This is a genomic window from Actinoallomurus soli, from assembly GCF_024055715.1.
GTDB classification, from domain to species: domain Bacteria; phylum Actinomycetota; class Actinomycetes; order Streptosporangiales; family Streptosporangiaceae; genus Actinoallomurus; species Actinoallomurus soli.
This window is the reverse complement of sequence record NZ_JAMXMV010000030.1, coordinates 22,316-40,088: the sequence shown is the minus strand read 5'-3', so window position 1 is coordinate 40,088 and position 17,773 is coordinate 22,316. Positions and strand designations below refer to the sequence as shown.

The following is a 17,773-nucleotide window of genomic DNA, read 5'->3' as shown; positions in this document are numbered from 1 at the left end:
GGTGACGGGCGAATACGCGGAGCCCGAGAGGTGATCTGGTCCGTGATGGCTCGGTCCGTGATGCACGGCTCTCCTGCCGCCGCCTCTGTCGGCCCAGAGCGCGCGGCGGGGGGGTGGTCGGGGGTCGGTCTCCCCCGATGGTACGCGGAGGGCCGCCGACGAGGTCAGGCTCGGACCGCCTCGAGGTCAGGCTCGGGCCGGCTCGGCCGCGAGATGCTGGGCGAGGACGGCGCGCTGGGTCGTGCGCGCCCGCGAGTGGCGCTCCCGCCCGGCGGCGGTGAGCTTCACGAAGATCGCGCGCCGGTCGTCGGCGCACATGGACCGCTCGACGAGACCGTCGCGCTCCAGACGGGCGACCGTCCGCGACAACGCGCTCTGACTGAGGTACATCGAACCGGCGAGGTCGTGCATCCGGAGGTCGCCGCAGGAGGCGTCGATCAACCGGTCCAGCACTTCGAACTCGCTCATCCCGATCCCGTGGGCCTCCTGCAGCGCACGGTCGAGAGCGCACGAGACCGTGCTGTAACAGGCCAGGACGTCGCGCCAGCGTCGCACGAGGTCGGTCTCGCCCGTCTCCGTCATGCCCGGACCATAACACCGACCCCCCGAAGATGCAACTGCATTTAATGCGTGGACATCTGATGCACATGCATGTAACTTCCCTGTCGTGACCACCACAGCAATCCCTGACTCACGCACGCTTCCCGGTGCCCCGGCCGCCCCTCACCGGTGGCCGACCCGCCTGTGGGGCATCCTGGCCGTCCTCTCCCTGGTCCTCTTCCTCGACGGCCTCGACGTGTCGATGGTCGGCGTGGCGCTCCCGTCCATCGGCAGGGCGCTGGGCCTGACCACCTCCAGCCTCCAGTGGATCGTCAGCGGATACGTCCTGGGCTACGGCGGGCTGCTCCTGCTCGGCGGCCGCACCGCCGACCTGCTCGGCCGGCGGCGGGTGTTCCTGATCGCGCTGGCGGTGTTCGCCGTCGCCTCACTGCTCGGCGGCCTGGTCGACTCGGGTCCGCTCCTGATCGCCACCCGGTTCATCAAGGGGGTCAGCGCCGCCTTCACGGCGCCCACCGGCCTGTCGATCATCACCACCACGTTCGCCGAGGGCCGGGCGCGCAACAAGGCGCTCTCGATCTACACCGTGTTCGGCGCCAGCGGTTACTCGTTCGGACTGATCTTCGGCGGGCTCATGACCGGGCTCGGCTGGCGCTGGACCTTCCTGATGCCCGTGCCGATCGCGCTCATCGCGCTCGTCGCCGGATTGTCGCTGATCCCGCGTGACCGCCCGGCCTCCGAAGGCGGCCACGACGTCCTCGGGGCGCTCACGTCCACCACGGCGATGCTGCTTCTGGTATACGACCTGGTGTCCGCCCCGGACCGCGGCTGGACCGCCCCGGTGACGCTGGCGCTGTTCGGCGCCGTCGTCGTGCTGCTCGGCGCGTTCCTCCTGGTCGAGCGCCGGGTTCGGCACCCGCTGGTCCGGCTGGGCATCCTGCGCAAGGGCACGCTCGTACGCGCCAACCTCGGGATCGTCGCGCTGCTCGGCTCGTACACCTCGTTCCAGTTCGTCGTCACGCTGTACCTGCAGTCCGTCCTCGGCTGGGCGCCGCTGACGATGGCCTTGGCGCTGCTGCCCGCCGGGCTCCTGGTGGTGCTCAGCGCGCCGTTCACGGGGGCGATGATCGACCGCTTCGGCACGGCCCGGTTCATCGTCGGCGGGCTGGTCGCGATGTCGGCCGGCTACCTGCTGTTCCTGCGCGTCGACACGCATCCGGTCTACGCGCTGGCCATCCTGCCGACGGTGCTGTTGCTCGGCTCCGGCTTCGCCCTCGGGTTCCCGTCCATCAACGTGCAGGCGACGGCGGGTGTCGAGGACGACGAGCAGGGGCTCGCCGCCGGGCTCGTGCAGACGGCCGGTCAGGTCGGCTCCGCGCTCGTCCTGGCGGTCACCACCGCCCTCATCACCGGCGACGACACGACACCGCAATCCCACTCCCCCGCCGCCATGCTCGCGCAGTACCGGCCCGGCCTGGTCTTCGTCACGGCCGTGGCCGTCGGCGGGCTGCTCATCTCGCTCGTCCCCCTGCTGGGCCGGCGGGCGGCGCGGCAGGGCACGCCGACCCGAGCCGCCGCGGCTCAGCGGATCACTGAGGCCGCTCGACCCGGCGACCACGGGTGACCGGAGAGGCGGGGGTCGTCAGGTCGGCATGGTCGCGAGCAGCGCGGTCGCGTCGTCGTGCGGTTTCGCTCCCGGTATCGGCCGCGCCCGCTCCGCCTGCCGCACGAGGCCGATGACGTGTGCCGGACCGCCGGTTCGCACGGTCTCCAGCAGACTCGGCCAGTCGTACCCGTAGTGCTCGACCAGCCGGGTCACTCCGTCGGTGAACATCGCCACCTGGTCGACCTCCGGCTCCGGGAAGGCCGCCGTCACCGCCTGATGGGCGGCCTCCGGAGTGCTGCCCGCGACCCAGAAGCCGCCCTGCCGGTTCCGGTGCGCCCGAACGAGTTCGAGCGTGTACGGGCGCCCGCCCGGCAGGTGCGCGAGGCGATCGTCCTCCACGATCCGGATCCGGCCGTCACGACCGCGTACCGCGATCGGGGAGTCGGCCAGGACGAGGCACTCGACCTGGCCGTCGCGCCGGCGCGTCACCGCGAGAGTGGATGACGGACTGTCCGGATTGGCCAGGTCGCAGGTGCCGCCATGCGACGCGCGGACCTGCTCGATCGCGTCGGCCACGAGGTCGGTGAGCGGGCCGCCGGCGGCCTCGGCCAGCCGGGCGCTCAGCGCACCCGCGAGCCGCCGCACCAGCCACGCGACGTCATGGACGCAACCGCTGTCCACGCCGGGGGGCGCGGTGGCCCCGTCGAGCACGACCGCCCAATCCGGACCGGCGACCACACAGTCCTCGTTGACGGTGCCGGGGGCCGCCCGGGTCGCGTAAGTGATCTGCACCGACTGCTCAACCTCCGTTCGCGATCCCGGCGGACGTCCTCGCCCGCGCCGGGCGTTTCGCCGCCACCTGACCGTAGCGCCGGTCCGCCACGGGCTCGTCTCCGCCATCACCGAGCGGCGAGGATCGGGCCGACGGGCCGACGGCGGGCGGCCGACGGCGGGCGGCGGACGGCGGACGGCGGCGACAGTGCCCGGTACGCGGAGGAGCCGACCGTCCCACGCTCCGGCGCTCGTACGCCTCGACGCGGAAGTGGGAGCGAAATGCTCGGCGAATCCTCGCGTCGGCGATGCGCGAATCCCCATCAAAAGATCGGTTACCTCGGCCCGCGCAGCGGGTCGAGAAGATTTCTCTCTTCTCGCCGCCGGCCCGCTTCACCGCAGGTGGCCATGGGTGCGAGACGGAACTTCCGTGACTGAAGCGGCGACGGATAAAGGTGCGCCAATACACCAATATCTACCCATAAGAGGTTTTTGGCGGGTGGAATCGCGGTATGGACAGTTCGGGCATCCGTGAGCTAGGGGGGAGGATGCCATGACCGAATCAAGGGGCCAAGGCGCCTATAACAGACCCACGGGAACCGGAGCCAGGGGGCACGAGACCGCCGGTACACCCACGGGCGGGGAGATGGAGACCGAGCAACGCGAATTCTCGTTCTGGCAGGACAGGAGCCGGGTGTTCCTGCAGCCGATCGCCGCGCCGTCGATCCTCGGTCTCTTCGGGCTGGCGACGGCGACCTTGATGGTCGGCGCGTGGATGGCGCGATGGTACGGGGGCGCACTCAGCCCGGTGATCCTGTTCCCCTTCGTGCTGACCGCCGGCGGGCTCGCGCAGTTCCTGGCGGGCATGTGGTCCTACCGCGCCCGAGACGGCCTGGCCACCGCGGTACACGGGATCTGGGGGGCGTTCTGGCTCGCGTTCGGCCTCATGTTCATGATGGTCGCGGCGGGGGCCTTCCCCATCGTGCTGGCACCGCGGATCGGGGTCGCCAACACACCGTTCGCGTTCTGGCTGATCGCGCTGTGCGTGATCACCGGTCTCTGCGCGATGGCCGCGACGGCCGAGAGCATGGGCCTGAGCCTCGTGCTCGTTCTGCTGGCCGTGGGGACCGGGTTCGCCGCCGCCGGCTTCTTCGCCGGGGCGTCATGGCCGGTCATCATCGCGGGCTGGCTCTTCGTGGCGTCCGCCGCGGCCTCTCTGTACGTGGCCGGCGCGATGATGCTGGAGGGCAGCTTCGGGCGGACCATGCTGCCGCTGGGCAAGTACAGGGCGGCGGCCAACATCCCGGGCCGGAGGATCACCCGGCCCCTGGAGTACAAGTACGGACAGCCGGGGGTCAAGATCGGCCAGTGACCGGCTCCCGCGACCGCGGACGCTCCTCCGAGGGCGGCACAGCCGCCCTCGGAGCCTTCCGCCCTCAGAGGTCGCGTCGCCGTCCTCCGGAGCGAGCGGCCCAGCGGGCGGCCCGCTCCGGAGGACGGCGCCGTCGATGACGGCCGGACACGGGCAGGGAGAATCGAGAAGGGGACGCGAAGCGCGGCGGACCGCACGCCCCGGCCCGGGGGTTCCATCGGCCGGGGAAGACCTCACCGGTCACCCAGGGGACGAGGAAACCCCTGGCCAGAGGCGGTCCTCCCGTCCGCTACGCTCGACAGACAGTCTGATTTATGACGGTTTGTCCAGCGGGAGTCCCCCTCATGTCTCGTGTGGCCGAGTTCTGTAGAGCCCTGACGCGCCGTTCCCTCCGCGCGTACCGCCTCGCCTGCGCACGCGACGACGCGGCGACCTGGAACGTCGTCGTGCCCGACGGCGTGTGGTCATGTTCCGGATGCGACGCGGTGCTCCTCCAGGCCGAGGCGCCGTCGTGGCACGTGTGCAGCGGCCACACCACCGTCTGAGCACCGTCCCCCCGCACCGGCGGAGAAGCCGATCGCCCGGGCCGGACGCGGAACGCCGGCCGTGCCGCCGCGGCGATGACTTCTCGCTCAGACGAGTTCACGCGACACTGAGCGTCGTCACTCCCGTCGCGTTCGTCAGGCCGGTGGTGAGACAGCGCACCGCGCTCGGCTGTGGAAGCGTGACCGTCTGAATCGCCGTCCGGCCCGTGAAACGACCCCGGGTGATGCGGCCGGTGATCGTGGTGATGACCTGACCGGCCACGGCGGTGCTGCTTCCGGTCGCGTCGAGGACGCTCGTGTCTCCGGTGTTCCACCGGAACGTGCGCCGGGCCCGAAAGCCGTCGAGCAGATCGCCGCAGCCCGCGAAGATGGTGAAGCGCTCCGCGTACGCCCCGCTCGTCATCGCCCCGCCGCCGACGCAGGAGCCGAAACGCCCCGCGGTCGTGATCTCGATGTTCCGGGGCCGCAGGAGCACTCCGGGCCGGTAGGCGACGGTCTCGGTGCCCTGGCACTGCAGGAGGGCGGGCGACTCCGCGGCGGCCGGGCGCGCGCTCGGCACGATCGCCCCGAGCACCGCTGCGCTCGCCGCGACGAGGACACGCGCTGGAGTTCCGTGGTCGGCCATGGAGGTTCCTCCGTCATCCGTGACGCGTCGCTCACGGTCGGTGAGCGATCCGGCCGGACCATGAGAGCACATCCTTGACCACATGCGCGTACTTTCCGGTTAACTCCCGTGACTTTGTGCGATGATGGCTGTCCTCCTCGAATGTCCTGGAGCGTCATGGCCGCCGTCGAAGTCGGCAGGCTCGCCGTGCCCGGCGCGAGCCTGCATTACGAGGTCCGTGGGACGGGCCCCCTGTTGTTACTGATCGCCGCGGGGTCCTCGGACGCGACCGTGTTCGAAGAGTCGGCGGCGGTCCTGGCCGCCCGCCACCGGGTGATCTCCTACGATCCGCGCGGCAACTCCCGCAGTGTCCTGCACGGACCGCCGGTCGACCAACGGGTCGAGGTCCACGCCGACGACGCCGCCCGCCTGATCGACCATGTGGCCGCCGGTGGGGAGCCGGTGCGCGTCTTCGGCAGCTGCTCGGGCGGGCTGGCCGCGCTCGAACTCACGATGGGCCGGCCGGACCGGATCCAGCGGGTCGTCGTGCACGAGCCGCCCGCGATGGCGCTGCTGCCGGACGCCGAAGAGCACCGGGCCTTCTTCGAGGACGTCCACGAGGTCTTCCGGCAGGAGGGCGTCACCGCAGCGCTGGACAGGCTCAGCGCCATCTTCGGCGGAAGCCCCGCGCCGGCGCTGCCCCGGGCACACGACAACAGCACGTTCTTCCTCGCCCACGTCATGCGGCCGTTCACCCGCCACGTGCCCGACCTGACCGCTCTCGAGGCGGTCGCGGGCCGGGTCGTGACGGCAGGCGGCGAAGCCTCCCGGACGTACGCCGTCCACCGTCCGGTGGTCGCCCTCGCCGAGCGGCTCGGCCACCGGCCGGTCCTCTTCCCCGGCGGTCACATGGGGTACGCCAAGGACCCGGTCGGCTTCGCCGGCCGGCTCATCGAGGTGCTCGCGGCGACGGCCCCGTCCCGGGGACGGTAACGATGCGGATCATCATGGGGGCGCAAGGCTGCGGCTTCGGACCGGCGGCCGAGCTCGTCGCCGTCTCACGGCTGCTGACCGGCCACGAACGGGTGTTCGTCGGCGATGGCGTGGCGGCCGCCTTCGCGCACCGGAACGCCGACGCGTTCGACGAGCTGCACGAGCGGCCGCCGGGGGCCGTGTCTACGGCGATCGATGACCTGGTCGGGTCCGGTGACCTGGTGATCTCGGTGATGGAGGCGGACCTGGTCCTGCGGGCGGCCACCGTCGGCCGCCCCGCCGTGGTGGTGGACAGCCTGTTCGGCTTCTGGTCACTGCGCCGCCCGCTGGCCGCCGTCCAGCGCCTGTGCGCGAGCCTGCCGCGCTCGTCCTTCGCCGCGGCGGCCCGGCATCTGGCCGGCCTGTCCCCGCACGAACGCATCGTCGCGGCGCATCTGCTCGCCGCGCACAGTGTCGTGCAGACCTTTCCCGGCGTTCCCGAGCGCGCCGCCGCGTTCGCCGCTCTCGGGCCCGGCCCCGAGATCCACCTGACCGGCTCGATCATCGACCTGGAAGGCGTACGGGAGGTGCCGCAGGACGCCGCCCCCGGATGCGACCTCCTCATCAACGTCGGCGGTTTCAAGAACTTCCTGCTGGACTTCGACGTCAACGACGACTACCTGCGGTTGCTGCACCGGTGGATCCCGGACCTGCTGCGGGACTGGCCGCGGTTCGCGCGGGTGCTGGTCTGCGGCGGCCCCTACGGGCCCGGGCGGGAGCGGACCTTCTCGGTCGCGGGTCGCCGCGCCGACTTCCGTCTCCTGCCCCAGCGGGAGCTGCTGCGGTGCGCGGCGGCCGTCCCCGACTACCTGATCGCTCCAGGCCTGACCGCGCTGCATGAGGCGATGGCCCTCGGGCGGCTGCCGCTCGGGCTGCCCGAACAGCACTACGCGCACGTCTTCACCGTGCGGCGGCTCGACGGCACGCTCTTCGGCCGCTCCGCCGGCCGATTCGCCGACGTCCTGCCGGATCACCCCGTGCCCGAGGACGACCTTGCCGGAACCGCGGCCCTCGTACGGATCGCCGGTCGTATCCGCCAGGACGACGGGCTGTACCGGCGGTTCCGGAGGACTTTCAACGAACGGATCGAACACCACCTCTCCCTCGGCACGGCTCGGCGTGCCGAGGGCGTCCGGGAACTACGGGAGGCACTCGGCGGCGACCCGATCCCGTCGGTGATCGCGAAGATCATTCCGCTGGGCTGAAGGCGGCCGACGATCAGGATGACGCGTAGCAAGTCGCTTTCCCTCGGTTGGTTTGACCTCATGCCGAAGGCTCCCCCTGTCCGTCGCCCCCGCCCGGGAACGCCCGGCCGTGCCGCGCTGGCCTGGCTGCCCGACGGCAAGCCCGCCGACGTCCACAGCGCGCCGTGCCCGTCACGGGCCGCGCTCGACCGCATCGCCGACAAGTGGACGGCGCTGATCATCGGCTCACTGGCCGAGGGGATGCGACGGTTCTCCGAACTGCGCGCGGAGATCGACGGGGTCAGCGACAAGATGCTCACCCAGACGCTGCGCAGCCTGGAGCGTGACGGACTGGTCGCCCTTACGGCCCACCCCACGGTGCCACCCCGGGTGGAGTACCGCCTCACCGACCTCGGCCGTACCGTGACGGAACCGCTGGCGGCGATACGGGACCGGGCCGAGCGGCACATCAACGAAGTGGAATGGGCCGCCGGCCGATGAGGCCGGCGCCGGCCGGTGAAGCGACCGCCGACCAGTGAGGCCACCGCCGGCGAACAGGCGACCGCGCCGACCGCGGGCCGTCCGCGATCTGGCCGGCGCGGCGTCCGGGCCGATGCGGCCCGCGCACGGCCCCGCCCCGGGCCGATCCCGGGACGGGGCTCGCGGCCGGACCCCTCTGAGGTCAGCCGCCGATGCTGGAGTTCTGCGCGGCGGTGACGATGGTCGTGGCGTCCTCCGGCAGGAGATACCCGGCGTTCACCGACGCCTGCGCGGCCGCCCGTACCTTGCCCACATAGTCCGCGTGGGTCGGGTAGAGCCGGCTGAGCACCGGCTCGGTGTTCAGCGGAGGTGCGGGGTCGGACGGGTCACCGGCGTTGTGCCGGTCCCAGGGGTCGGCGTCGCCGTTCCAGGGATCGCTCGCGCCGTACAGTCCGCAGAAGACGCCGCCGCCGCTGGTGTCCCGCAGCCCGGTGAGCGTACGGGTCGGCACCGCGACGTCGGGCAGCCGGATCCCTCCGGTGGCCAGACCGGTGCTCGGGTCGCGCACGTCGGCGTTCAGCGCGGGCCCGCTCGGCGGCGGGGCCCCGCCCTGCGCCCAGTCGGCCAGGTGGCGCAGCGCGGCGTTCATCGCGTAGTGACCGGGCCCGTCGTTGTACGGGGCCGACCCCGCGGCGCAGTCGGGCTGTGGCGCGGCGGAGCCCGCGGACTTCTGCACGGTCGGGTTGCCGAGGTCGTACGCCCACTGGTCGCCGTGCGAGGTGCCGGCCAGCTCCCAGTGCACCACCCGGTTCGTGTCGGGCTGCCGGGCGGCGAAGGCGAGCGGGACGTCGGTCTCGGTGAGCACCACGAACGTCGGTACGGACAGGTCGGTCCGGATGCGGGACGGGTTCGGCATCAGCAATGTGTCGGCGGCGTTGCCGGTGATCGGCGCGGCGACGGCGCTGTTGCTGTGGATCATAAAGCCGTCGTAGACCTGCGCCACCGGCTGGACGGCGTCGGCGTACGTCGTCATGAACCCGGCCGACTGCGACTCGCCGTCGGCGAGCAGCGTCCTGATGTGCAGCCCGCCGAGCGGGTCGGGCCCGTTCGGCGTGCGCAGCGCCTGCCCGGCCTGGGAGAAGATGTCGTACGAGAAGGCGTCGCCGGGATGGAAGAGGGTGCCGTACCGCTCCGGGTCCCAGCCCTTGAGACCGTGGATCTGGCCGAGGCCGCCGTTCACGCCGACCGCCTGCGCCGAGACACCGACCCAGGCGTAGCCCTTGCGGAGCAGTTCGTCCCGTGCGAACCAGTAGTCCGGAGAGAGATCGATCTGCCCGCTGACGTTGAGCCACTCGACGACGACGGTGCCGTTGAACTTCGCCGGGTCGGTGGGCCGGCGGACGAGGATCCGGGTCCGGTACGGGGCGCGGAGGGACGCGCGGACGCCCCATCGGCCGTCCGAGGTCCAGATTCCGGACGGCGCGTAGGCCGTGGCGGTGCCGGAGATGAAGTACTCGCTCTCGGTGTAACCGAACGAGCCGAGGTCCTCCGCCGCGGCGAGGAACGGGAAGCCGTGGTCGCCGGTGGGCGGCAGCGTGATGGTCGGGCCGGCGACTGCGGCCCGGGCGGCCGAGGTCGCCGCCGGGGCGCCGAGGAAGACGGCGCAGAGCACCGCTCCCAGCGCCGCGGCGATCGACCGCCGCCACGGGAACCGAACGGGTAGGCGCACGGGTGCCTCCTGGGGAACCGGGGTCAGGGAAGCACAGTGTCGACCGTCCGCCTCGGCCGGGAATCAGGGAAATCACCGGCCTTGCAACTTCGGCGGGCTCCCGATGGCGGGGCCGCCGTGACCGCGCTGAACACCCTGCGTCCGCACCGTGGCGTGCTACGCGCTCCAGGCGAAGGTGTGACCGCCCCGCACCTGTTCGAACACGATTCGATCCCCCTCCCGATGCGCGTGCACGCCGCGGACCGGGTGGCCGTCCCGCCATGCGATCCGGCCGTCCATCGCGATGGTGCGGTCGCCGTGGAAGGTCGGAATCGCGACCCGCCCGGTGGTGTGCTCCGGCGCCGCGACGCTCAGGGTGAACGAACCGTCGTCCTTGCCGCGCTTCCACGCGGTGGAGATGGCCCCGCCGGGCACGGGCACGGTCCCCTGGGCCCAGGACAGGTCGACGGGGTCGGGGCTGACCGTCCAGCGGGCGTATCCGTCGCTCACCGGCCGCACGCCGAGAACATCCATGGACAGCGCGGGCACAGCGGTGCTCCATGCGTGAGCGAGGTCGGCCCCACCGCCGGTCCCGGTCCCCGCTCCCCCGGGTGTCCCATCGGCCGCCGACTGCTCCCACGGAGTACCTGGCCCGTTCTCGATCATGTGGTTCCAGGCCGTACGGATGAGACTCAGCGCTCCGGTGCCGTCGCCGTACTCGAAACGTCCCAGGGACTCCCGCGCCATGATGTACGGGGACAGCTGCCGCGTCATGTACGGATCGTCGGGATACTCCCCGGTCGCCGTTCCGTAGGGAGTTCCCAGCCGCCGCTTCAGGAAGGCCATGGCGCTCTTCGCCTGTTCGGGGCTGAGCAGCCCGAACGCCAGGGCTCCGGAATTGGCGTCGGAGCTGTGAGTCCGCCGTGGATCATCCGTGTTGAGGAGCATGGCCCCCGCCTTGGCGTCCCAGAAGGTCCGGAGGATCGCGGCGCGCACCTTCGTCGCGCGTGCATCGAGCGACCTCGCCGCCACGGCGTCTCCGGCCACCGACCGTTCGAGAGAGGCCAGGGCGCGCAGAGCGCCGTAATAGGCCTCGTTCGTGTAGGCGTCGACGCCGTCGGCCTTGTCCGGCGGGTGCCAGTTGTAGCCGGGCTTCCCGGCGTACGTCCCGGTGCGGAAGAGCACGCCGTCCGCCGGGTGGGCGGCGAAGAGACGCACCGCCCGACGAGCGACCGGCAGCATCGACTTCACGAACCGGGCGTCCCCGGTGTACCGGAGGTAGTCGTCGAGGGCGACCACCCACCACGCGGTGAAACTGTCGAGCCGGACCATGCCCGCGTCACCGGGCGGCTCGAACCCCTTCGGTGAGCCGTCCGGCGGTCCAGGGTGACCGAGGTCGCACGGGACGTCGATGCGCGAGGCCGCCGGGAGTCCGCCATCGGGCTCCTGCTGGCAGGCGAAGAGATTCAGGCTGTCACGGACGATCCGGCGGTACGCGCCGCTCTGGTAGTACGCGGCCTGCGCGACCAGTTGGAGATCCTCGGCGTAGACGACCCGGTCCCGCTTAGGACCGTCGACGATGACCCACCGCGCGCCCGGGTTCTTACGGGTGTCCCGGACCGTCGACAGGTCGATCCCGTACGCGCTGGCGTACCACGCGCGGTCGAGGACGGGATCGCTGGACAGGAAGTGTCCGTCGTAGGCGCTCGCACGATTGGTCTGCCGCACCCGGACGAAGTCGAAGGTCGCGGTGCCCGGCCCGTCCAGCGTGATCGCTATGTATCGCTGGGAGCCGCGCAGTCCGGGACTCCGTAGGACGGTGGGATGACTCGTCGGCTTGAACACGTCGGCGCGCCCATCGGGATCGTCATCCGTCCCCAGCGTCTTGCCGTGATAGAAGAAGTCGTCCGGGTCGGTGTCTCCGTCGCCCCAGCGGCCGAGGAACTGACGGCCCTCGGCGTAGGACATCCGGATCGGCGCACCGGACGCCTTCCGGACGCCGAGTTCGATGCGTCCGCTCGCGAGGACGCCGAGATCGACGATCAGCCGCACGCCGCCGTCTCCGGTCGTCGTCAGCGTGGTCGTTCCACCGCCTTCGGCGCGCAGTCCATCGGGATTCGTCACCTTCCCCGCGCTTCCCTCGACCGTGACCGAACGTGGCCGTACATATCGGCCGGGAACCGCCAGCACGTGCGACCGCCAGTCCAGATCCGGCGCCGTCGCCGTTCGCGACAAGGCCACGGCGTTCGCCGCCAGGCTCTGCCGGCCGCCCGGCCCCGCACACGCAGCGCCGGGGAGGACGAGCGCCGCGCCGACGGCGCCTGTCAGCAGTGCGCGGGCGGTGGATCCGACCCGCCCGGGTCTTGCGCGATTCATTATCTTCCTCCGCCAGAGAGGTTCGGAAAAGTCAGTGACATGCGACTGAATTGAGTCGGTCGGCCCGCTTTGACTGACCAGCCTCACCTCGACGCGCCTCAAAGTCAAACGGCCGGACAATCGGCGCCCTGATCAGCACTAACCTCTGAATTCCACCTTCGTGTAATTGCGGTACCGGCCCGGAAGGACTTGGCTGGGCATTCAGTTCCGTCGGCCGGTATTCAGGCGATCCCGGCTGGCATCCGCGCCGATACCGCCCGCCTGAAACCGCGCTGTCTTCAGAGGACCCAAGGCGGCGCGGGTGACACATGAGCGGGTGACACATGAGAGGTGAGTCTCTCCCTGCCCACCAGGCCCGGGAGGGGCAGGAAGGCGCGAGCGCCGTCCGTTCTTCATGCGACGCGAGCGGGGGCGGAGTGCCGCCGAGCGTGTGGGCGGGGCTCAGCGCCGAACATTCGCGTCGTCCGCACGACGAGAGGACCGGTTCGCTGCCGGTTCGCTGCCGGTTCGCGCCGGTCAGCGCGGCGCTGAGGCTGGTGGCGGAGGCGTACGGGAATCGAACCCGCCGTCGACGCCGAGCGCCGACCAATGGTTTTGAAGACCACGAGGGCCACCAGGCACCCTCCCGCCTCCGCCGCAGAGCCTACTCAGCCCGCGGTGCCCCCGCGCCACAGGAGGGCGCGCTCGGCGGTGCTCCACGCGGTCGACGTCAGCAGGTACAGAACGGCTGCGAGTGGAACGTATGCGGCGACCACGACGGTGCCGAAGGGCAGCAGGCGCATCATCCGGCCGACCGGCTCGGCCGGGGCCGGCCGGTCGGCGTTAATCCGGCGCGACGTCCACCACGCCACCGCCGCCAGCGCGACGAACAGGGAGAGGAAGACCAGGCCGTGCGGGCCGAAGGCGCCGGACGACAGGAGCCATCGGTTCCCCAGCGGGACGCCGAAGAGGGTCTGAGCGAGCAGCAGGTTGGCATGGCCGCCGACGGCCGGGGACAGGAACAGCCGGTAGACGACGGCGAAGACCGGCATCTGCAGCAGCGCCGGGCCGAACCCGGCGAACATCGACGTGCCCTCGGCCCGGTACAGCGCGGTCACCTCCTGATGGGCGCGGAGCGGGTCGTCGCGATGACGTTCGCGCAGCGCCTCGACCTTCGGGGCGAGCCGGCGGCGGGCGCGGTCCGCGGCGGCCTGGCGGCGGCTGAGCGGGTGGAGGGCGAGGCGGACCCCGGCGGTGAAGACGACGATGGCCAGGGCCGCGCCGAGGTCCCCGGTGAGCGGGTGCAGGGCGGACACGAGTCCGGTGACGAGGTCGTACGCCACGCGTACGGGACCGTCGAGAACGGCGAGCATGAGAGAGACGACCCTTCGGCGGTTGGTCGGTGGGGACGGCGGGGGGCCGCACAGGGCCGGTCCCGCATCGGCCGCGCCGGGAGACGCGGACGGTATCGGGGGCGGTGCGGCGTACGCGTGTCCCTACGGGGCTCGCACTCGAGGGCGGCCGGGCGCGTCAGGGTCGCGGAGACGCAGGAGCGCCGAGCGGCCCGCGCGCTCGCGCAGCGCGGCGGCGCGGATGGGCGGGCCCGCCGTGAGGATCACCGGGACGCGGTGGGCGACCAGGACGATGAGGCCGGCGACGGCCAGGGTCGCCGCCACGACGAGGACGGCGGACGAGGCCGGCGCGTCGGTGAGATCCCACCACGCGATCATCGCCGCGACGACGGCGGCGAGCATCCGGCCCATGCTCTACCAGACGCGCCCGCCGCGCGCCCGGTTCCCGCGACGGGGGGAATCCGGGCGTCGCCGGAGGCGGGCCGCCGCCGCGATAGGTTCGCCGTATGGGCAGCAGTGAAGCGCTCGGGGCGGCGTACCGCCTGACGCAGTTCGCGCACGGCGGCGGATGCGCCTGCAAGATCCCGCCCGGTGAGCTGGAGGAGATCGTCGCCGGGTTGATCGACACGGAGCGTCCGGACGATCTGCTGATCGGGCTGGACGACGGCGACGACGCGGCGGTGGTGCGGATCCAGGGTGACCGAGCGGTGGTGGCCACCGCCGACTTCTTCACCCCGGTCGTCGACGACCCGTACGACTGGGGACGGATCGCGGCGACGAACGCCCTGTCGGACGTCTACGCCGTCGGTGGCGCTCCGGTCGTCGCGGTCAATCTCCTCGGCTGGCCCCGTGACACGTTGCCGATGGAACTGGCGCGCGAGGTGCTGCGCGGCGGTCTCGACGTCGCACGCGCGGCCGGCTGCCATGTCGCGGGCGGGCACAGCGTGGATGATCCAGAGCCGAAGTACGGCATGGCGGTCACCGGCCTGGCGGATCCCGAACGGCTGCTGCGCCTGGACGCCGGGCGGCCCGGCGTGCCGCTCTCCCTCACCAAGCCGCTCGGCGTCGGAGTGCTGAACACGCGGCACAAGGCGACGGGTGAGGTGTTCCCGCAGGCCGTCGCGGCGATGACGACGCTCAACGCCGAGGCGTCACGGGCGGCGCTGGAGCACGGTCACCGCTGTGCGACCGATGTCACCGGGTTCGGGCTCCTGGGGCATCTGTACAAGCTGGCGCGGGCGAGCGGTGTCACCGCCGTGGTCGACGCCGCGGTCGTTCCCTATCTCGACGGCGCGCGCGACGCCGTGCGCGAGGGGTACGTCTCGGGGGGTACCCGCCGCAACCTCGCCTGGGTGACGCCGCACGCCGACTTCGGCAAGGTGCCGGAGGAGGACCGGCTGCTGCTCGCGGACGCCCAGACGTCCGGGGGGCTCCTCATCGCCGGTGAGATACCGGGCGCGCCGTTGGTGGGCGAGCTCGTCCCGCGCGGGGCCACCGCCTTGATCGTGCGGTGACACGCCCGTACGTCACGGCCTCGCCACCCCCCGTGCCCCGAACGACGGCGGACACGGCATGATCCGACTGTGAGCTCCGTCCACGGCACCGAAGTCGAGTACGTCATCGACCTCGCCGGGATCTTCGTGTTCGCGGTCACCGGCGCGCTCGTCGCCGTTCGTAAGCGCTTCGACGTCGTCGGGATGGCCGTGCTCGCGGAGATCACCGCGCTGGGCGGCGGGGTGCTGCGCGACCTCGTCATCGGGGCCGTGCCGCCGGCGGCGTTCCGCGACGTGGGCTACACGGCGGTGCCGATCGTGGCCACGGCGCTGACCGCCGTCTGGCATCCGCACCTGGAGCGCATCCGCCGGACGGTGCTGGTGCTCGACGCCGCGGGACTGGGGCTGTTCAGTGTGGCCGGCGCGATGAAGGCGCTGACGTACGGGCTGGGGGCGCCGGCCGCGGCGGCGCTGGGCGTGACGACGGCGATCGGCGGCGGCATCCTGCGGGACGTGCTGGCGCGGGAGGTGCCGAACGTCCTCCACGACCGGCAGCTGTACATCATCCCCGCCCTCCTCGGCGCCGGGACCGCCACCGGCGCGTACCTGCTCGGGGCGCGCGGTTACCTCGTGACCCTGGTCACCGCCGCGCTGGCGTTCGGGGTCCGGCTGCTGGCACTCCGCCTGCGGTGGCGGATGCCGCGCGCCCGCGGGCACGAGGACCACGCGTGATCCGGTACTGTCCGGCTTCGGTCAGGCACGGATCGGCGGGATCCGGGACTCGAAACCTAACGTCTTAGGTAAAGGCCGGTTTGCACATCGGCCCGCAGACTAGTTGGCTAGTACAGCTTTCGTGGGGTATTGCAACGAGGGGCGGTCGTCCGTGCACGAATCACCTGAGAGCTACGGCCAGGGGCCGTACTCGAACCAACCGCAGGGTCAGGGCGGCTACCCTCCGCAGCAGCCGTACCCCGGCCAAGGCTATCCGGGACAGCAGCAGCCCTACCCGGGCCAGGGAGGCACGGGTCAGCAGCCCTACCCCGGCCAGGGAGGGCAGCAGCCCTACTACCCGAGCGACCCGTACGGCGGCGGCGGTCAGCAGCCTCCGCCCGGCGGCCCGTGGGGCGGCGGAGGTGGAGGTTTCGGTCCGTCTGAGCCGTCCGGTCCGGGCGGGTGGGGGCCGCCTCCGGGGCCGCCGCGCAAGAACAACGGCCCGATCATCGTGGTGGCGATCGTCGCGGCGCTGGTCGTGCTCGGCGGCGGCGGCGCGATCGCGTGGGCCCTCAGCAGCGACGGCCACTCGAAGAAGCCCATCTCCCTTCCGACGCCGTCGTTCAGCGTGCCCACCGGCGCGCCCACGGGGGGTTATCCGACGGTCGAGCCGAGCCCGACCGACAGCCCCGACGTGCCCACGTCCTCCCCGACCCTGGACGCGGCGGCGACGGTGCAGCCGGGCGACTGCGTGCGCAACGCCGGCACGGACTCCGCCCCGCACCTGGTGCAGACGACGTGCCACTCGGGGACGTACAAGGTGCTGAAGCGGTACACCGGCACGTCCGACTGGGACAAGTGCAAGAACGTCGCCGGTTCCACGGCGAAGTACCGCCGGAAGAACGACATCACCATCCTGAGCTTCGTCCTCTGTATGAAGAAGCTCTGAGCCCGGAGAGGGAAGTCGCTCCGCGGCGAGCCGACGGCCGAGGCCGCACGACTCGAACCGCCCCGGCACAGAACGTGTGGCCCGGACCGTGAGGTCCGGGCCACACGGCTCAGGACACGGTGCGGCGTTCGCGCTGGGGGATCACCGTGTACTTGGGGTCCTCCGCCGAGGCGTGCCCGGCGTAGAGGACGGCGAACCGGGTGCACAGCGCGCCTCCGGTGAGCGCGAGGCCGGCGATGACGCCGGCCGCCCGGCTCCGGCTCGCCGCGACGGCGCCGACCGCCCCCACGACGGTCAGCGCCCGACCGGTGCGCAAGAGGACGCCTGCGCGTCCGGTCCGGTAGGGCTCGGAGACGAGCTCCGGGCGTTCGCGCAGGCCCATGCCGCGTTCGAGGGCTCCGGCGGCGGCCAGTTCGAGACCGGCGCCGAGGAGCGCCATCCGGCGCGCGGGGCCCGCGTCGCCGCGGGGGGTGGCGATCATGGTGACCGCTCCGCCGCTCGCCAGGGAACTGCCCGCGAACAGCAGCGGCAGATGCCGGTAGGCCTCATGCCAGGCGGGCACCGCGGTGTCGGCCAGCAGGACGCCCGTGTAGGTCGCGACGAGGGGACCGGTCACCGCTGCCGCCGCGCCGGCCGCCCGGCCGAGGCCGGGGGCGATCCCGGTGACGGCGGACGCCGCCGCCGCCATCGTGAACCCGCCCTGACCGGCGAGGATCCATGAGCCGACGCTCATCGGCGAGGTCGGCTTGAACATGCGCAGCATGTTGAGGAACCGCTCGGGCCGCCCGAGCTCGGCGACGAGCAGCCCGGCGCCCGCCGTGCCCGCCGCCGCGGCCGTGATCCTGCCGGTCAGCGCCAGCCGCTGCCGTCCGGTGGCGTCGGCCAGCGCCGCCATCGTCGAGGAGGCGCCCGACAGGCCGCCCAGGTAGAGGTAGCCCGGCATGTGCGGGGCCTTCCAGCGCGGCTTCTTCAGGATCGGGCGGCCGTAGTAGGAGCGGAACTCCGCGCGCGGGACCATGCGCTCCTCACGGCCTCCGCCTCCGCCTCCTCTTC

17 protein-coding genes and 1 tRNA gene are annotated in these 17,773 nt (G+C 72.1%); 9 read left to right on the top strand and 9 right to left on the bottom strand.

Annotation, left to right across the window (positions count from 1 at the left end; translation table 11 throughout):
• Positions 1-186 precede the first annotated feature (186 nt).
• Positions 187-582, bottom strand: coding sequence for a MarR family winged helix-turn-helix transcriptional regulator (locus tag NDW01_RS38620; protein ID WP_252829406.1), 396 nt, complete (start codon positions 580-582; stop codon positions 187-189).
• An 85-nt stretch (positions 583-667) separates the two neighbouring features.
• On the opposite strand from NDW01_RS38620, the gene NDW01_RS38615 reads away from it, so the two are divergent.
• Positions 668-2,182: an MFS transporter gene (locus NDW01_RS38615; protein ID WP_252829405.1), complete on the top strand. Its 1,515-nt coding sequence runs from the start codon at positions 668-670 to the stop codon at positions 2,180-2,182.
• An 18-nt stretch (positions 2,183-2,200) separates the two neighbouring features.
• On the opposite strand, the gene NDW01_RS38610 is transcribed toward NDW01_RS38615, so the two are convergent.
• Positions 2,201-2,956: a protein phosphatase 2C domain-containing protein gene (locus tag NDW01_RS38610; protein ID WP_252829403.1), complete on the bottom strand. Its 756-nt coding sequence runs from the start codon at positions 2,954-2,956 to the stop codon at positions 2,201-2,203.
• A gap of 625 nt (positions 2,957-3,581) precedes the next feature.
• On the opposite strand from NDW01_RS38610, the gene NDW01_RS38605 reads away from it, so the two are divergent.
• A complete protein-coding gene (locus NDW01_RS38605) occupies positions 3,582-4,307 on the top strand; it encodes an acetate uptake transporter family protein (protein WP_252829402.1) in 726 nt (241 codons plus the stop codon).
• Positions 4,308-4,651: 344 nt separating this feature from the next.
• Entirely contained in the window at positions 4,652-4,852 is a 201-nt protein-coding gene (locus NDW01_RS38600) for a hypothetical protein (protein WP_252829400.1), read from the top strand.
• A gap of 97 nt (positions 4,853-4,949) precedes the next feature.
• Here NDW01_RS38600 and NDW01_RS38595 read toward each other — a convergent pair whose 3' ends face one another.
• On the bottom strand, positions 4,950-5,477 hold the full coding sequence (locus NDW01_RS38595; RefSeq protein ID WP_252829398.1) for a hypothetical protein: 528 nt from the start codon (positions 5,475-5,477) through the stop codon (positions 4,950-4,952).
• Between the two features lie 141 nt (positions 5,478-5,618).
• On the opposite strand from NDW01_RS38595, the gene NDW01_RS38590 reads away from it, so the two are divergent.
• Genes NDW01_RS38590 through NDW01_RS38580 form a run of 3 tightly spaced genes read left to right on the top strand, consistent with a single transcriptional unit; the run spans position 5,619 to position 8,173 of the window.
• Positions 5,619-6,449: an alpha/beta fold hydrolase gene (locus NDW01_RS38590; RefSeq protein ID WP_252829396.1), complete on the top strand. Its 831-nt coding sequence runs from the start codon at positions 5,619-5,621 to the stop codon at positions 6,447-6,449.
• Positions 6,450-6,451: 2 nt separating this feature from the next.
• Positions 6,452-7,693, top strand: a complete 1,242-nt coding sequence (locus NDW01_RS38585; protein ID WP_252829394.1) for a hypothetical protein — start codon at positions 6,452-6,454, stop codon at positions 7,691-7,693.
• Between the two features lie 60 nt (positions 7,694-7,753).
• Positions 7,754-8,173, top strand: a complete 420-nt coding sequence (locus NDW01_RS38580) for a winged helix-turn-helix transcriptional regulator (protein WP_252829392.1) — start codon at positions 7,754-7,756, stop codon at positions 8,171-8,173.
• 181 nt (positions 8,174-8,354) lie between these two features.
• Here NDW01_RS38580 and NDW01_RS38575 read toward each other — a convergent pair whose 3' ends face one another.
• From NDW01_RS38575 to NDW01_RS38555, 5 genes are all read right to left on the bottom strand, one after another.
• A complete protein-coding gene (locus NDW01_RS38575) occupies positions 8,355-9,881 on the bottom strand; it encodes an alpha/beta hydrolase domain-containing protein (protein WP_252829390.1) in 1,527 nt (508 codons plus the stop codon).
• 156 nt (positions 9,882-10,037) lie between these two features.
• Positions 10,038-12,236 (bottom strand): alpha-L-rhamnosidase C-terminal domain-containing protein, encoded by a 2,199-nt coding sequence (locus NDW01_RS38570; RefSeq protein ID WP_252829389.1) that lies wholly within the window; start codon positions 12,234-12,236, stop codon positions 10,038-10,040.
• Between the two features lie 537 nt (positions 12,237-12,773).
• Positions 12,774-12,869: transfer RNA gene (locus NDW01_RS38565), tRNA-Sec, on the bottom strand.
• Positions 12,870-12,883: 14 nt separating this feature from the next.
• A complete protein-coding gene (locus NDW01_RS38560) occupies positions 12,884-13,588 on the bottom strand; it encodes a YidC/Oxa1 family membrane protein insertase (RefSeq protein ID WP_252829387.1) in 705 nt (234 codons plus the stop codon).
• A gap of 123 nt (positions 13,589-13,711) precedes the next feature.
• The gene (locus tag NDW01_RS38555) at positions 13,712-13,969 is read right to left on the bottom strand and encodes a DUF6412 domain-containing protein (RefSeq protein ID WP_252829385.1); all 258 of its coding nucleotides are present in this window, start codon (positions 13,967-13,969) and stop codon (positions 13,712-13,714) included.
• 104 nt (positions 13,970-14,073) lie between these two features.
• Between NDW01_RS38555 and selD the strand changes: the two genes are divergently transcribed.
• The 3 genes from selD to NDW01_RS38540 all read left to right on the top strand — a co-directional run bounded on the left by selD (position 14,074) and on the right by NDW01_RS38540 (position 16,720).
• Complete coding sequence (gene selD, locus NDW01_RS38550; protein WP_252829383.1) at positions 14,074-15,081, top strand: selenide, water dikinase SelD; 1,008 nt, start codon at positions 14,074-14,076, stop codon at positions 15,079-15,081.
• Between the two features lie 69 nt (positions 15,082-15,150).
• Complete coding sequence (locus NDW01_RS44110) at positions 15,151-15,792, top strand: trimeric intracellular cation channel family protein (protein ID WP_252785916.1); 642 nt, start codon at positions 15,151-15,153, stop codon at positions 15,790-15,792.
• A 151-nt stretch (positions 15,793-15,943) separates the two neighbouring features.
• Positions 15,944-16,720: an LppU/SCO3897 family protein gene (locus NDW01_RS38540; RefSeq protein ID WP_252829382.1), complete on the top strand. Its 777-nt coding sequence runs from the start codon at positions 15,944-15,946 to the stop codon at positions 16,718-16,720.
• Between the two features lie 109 nt (positions 16,721-16,829).
• Here the strand turns inward: NDW01_RS38540 and nrfD are convergent, their stop codons facing one another.
• Complete coding sequence (gene nrfD / locus NDW01_RS38535) at positions 16,830-17,738, bottom strand: NrfD/PsrC family molybdoenzyme membrane anchor subunit (protein WP_252829380.1); 909 nt, start codon at positions 17,736-17,738, stop codon at positions 16,830-16,832.
• Positions 17,739-17,773: the final 35 nt, after the last annotated feature.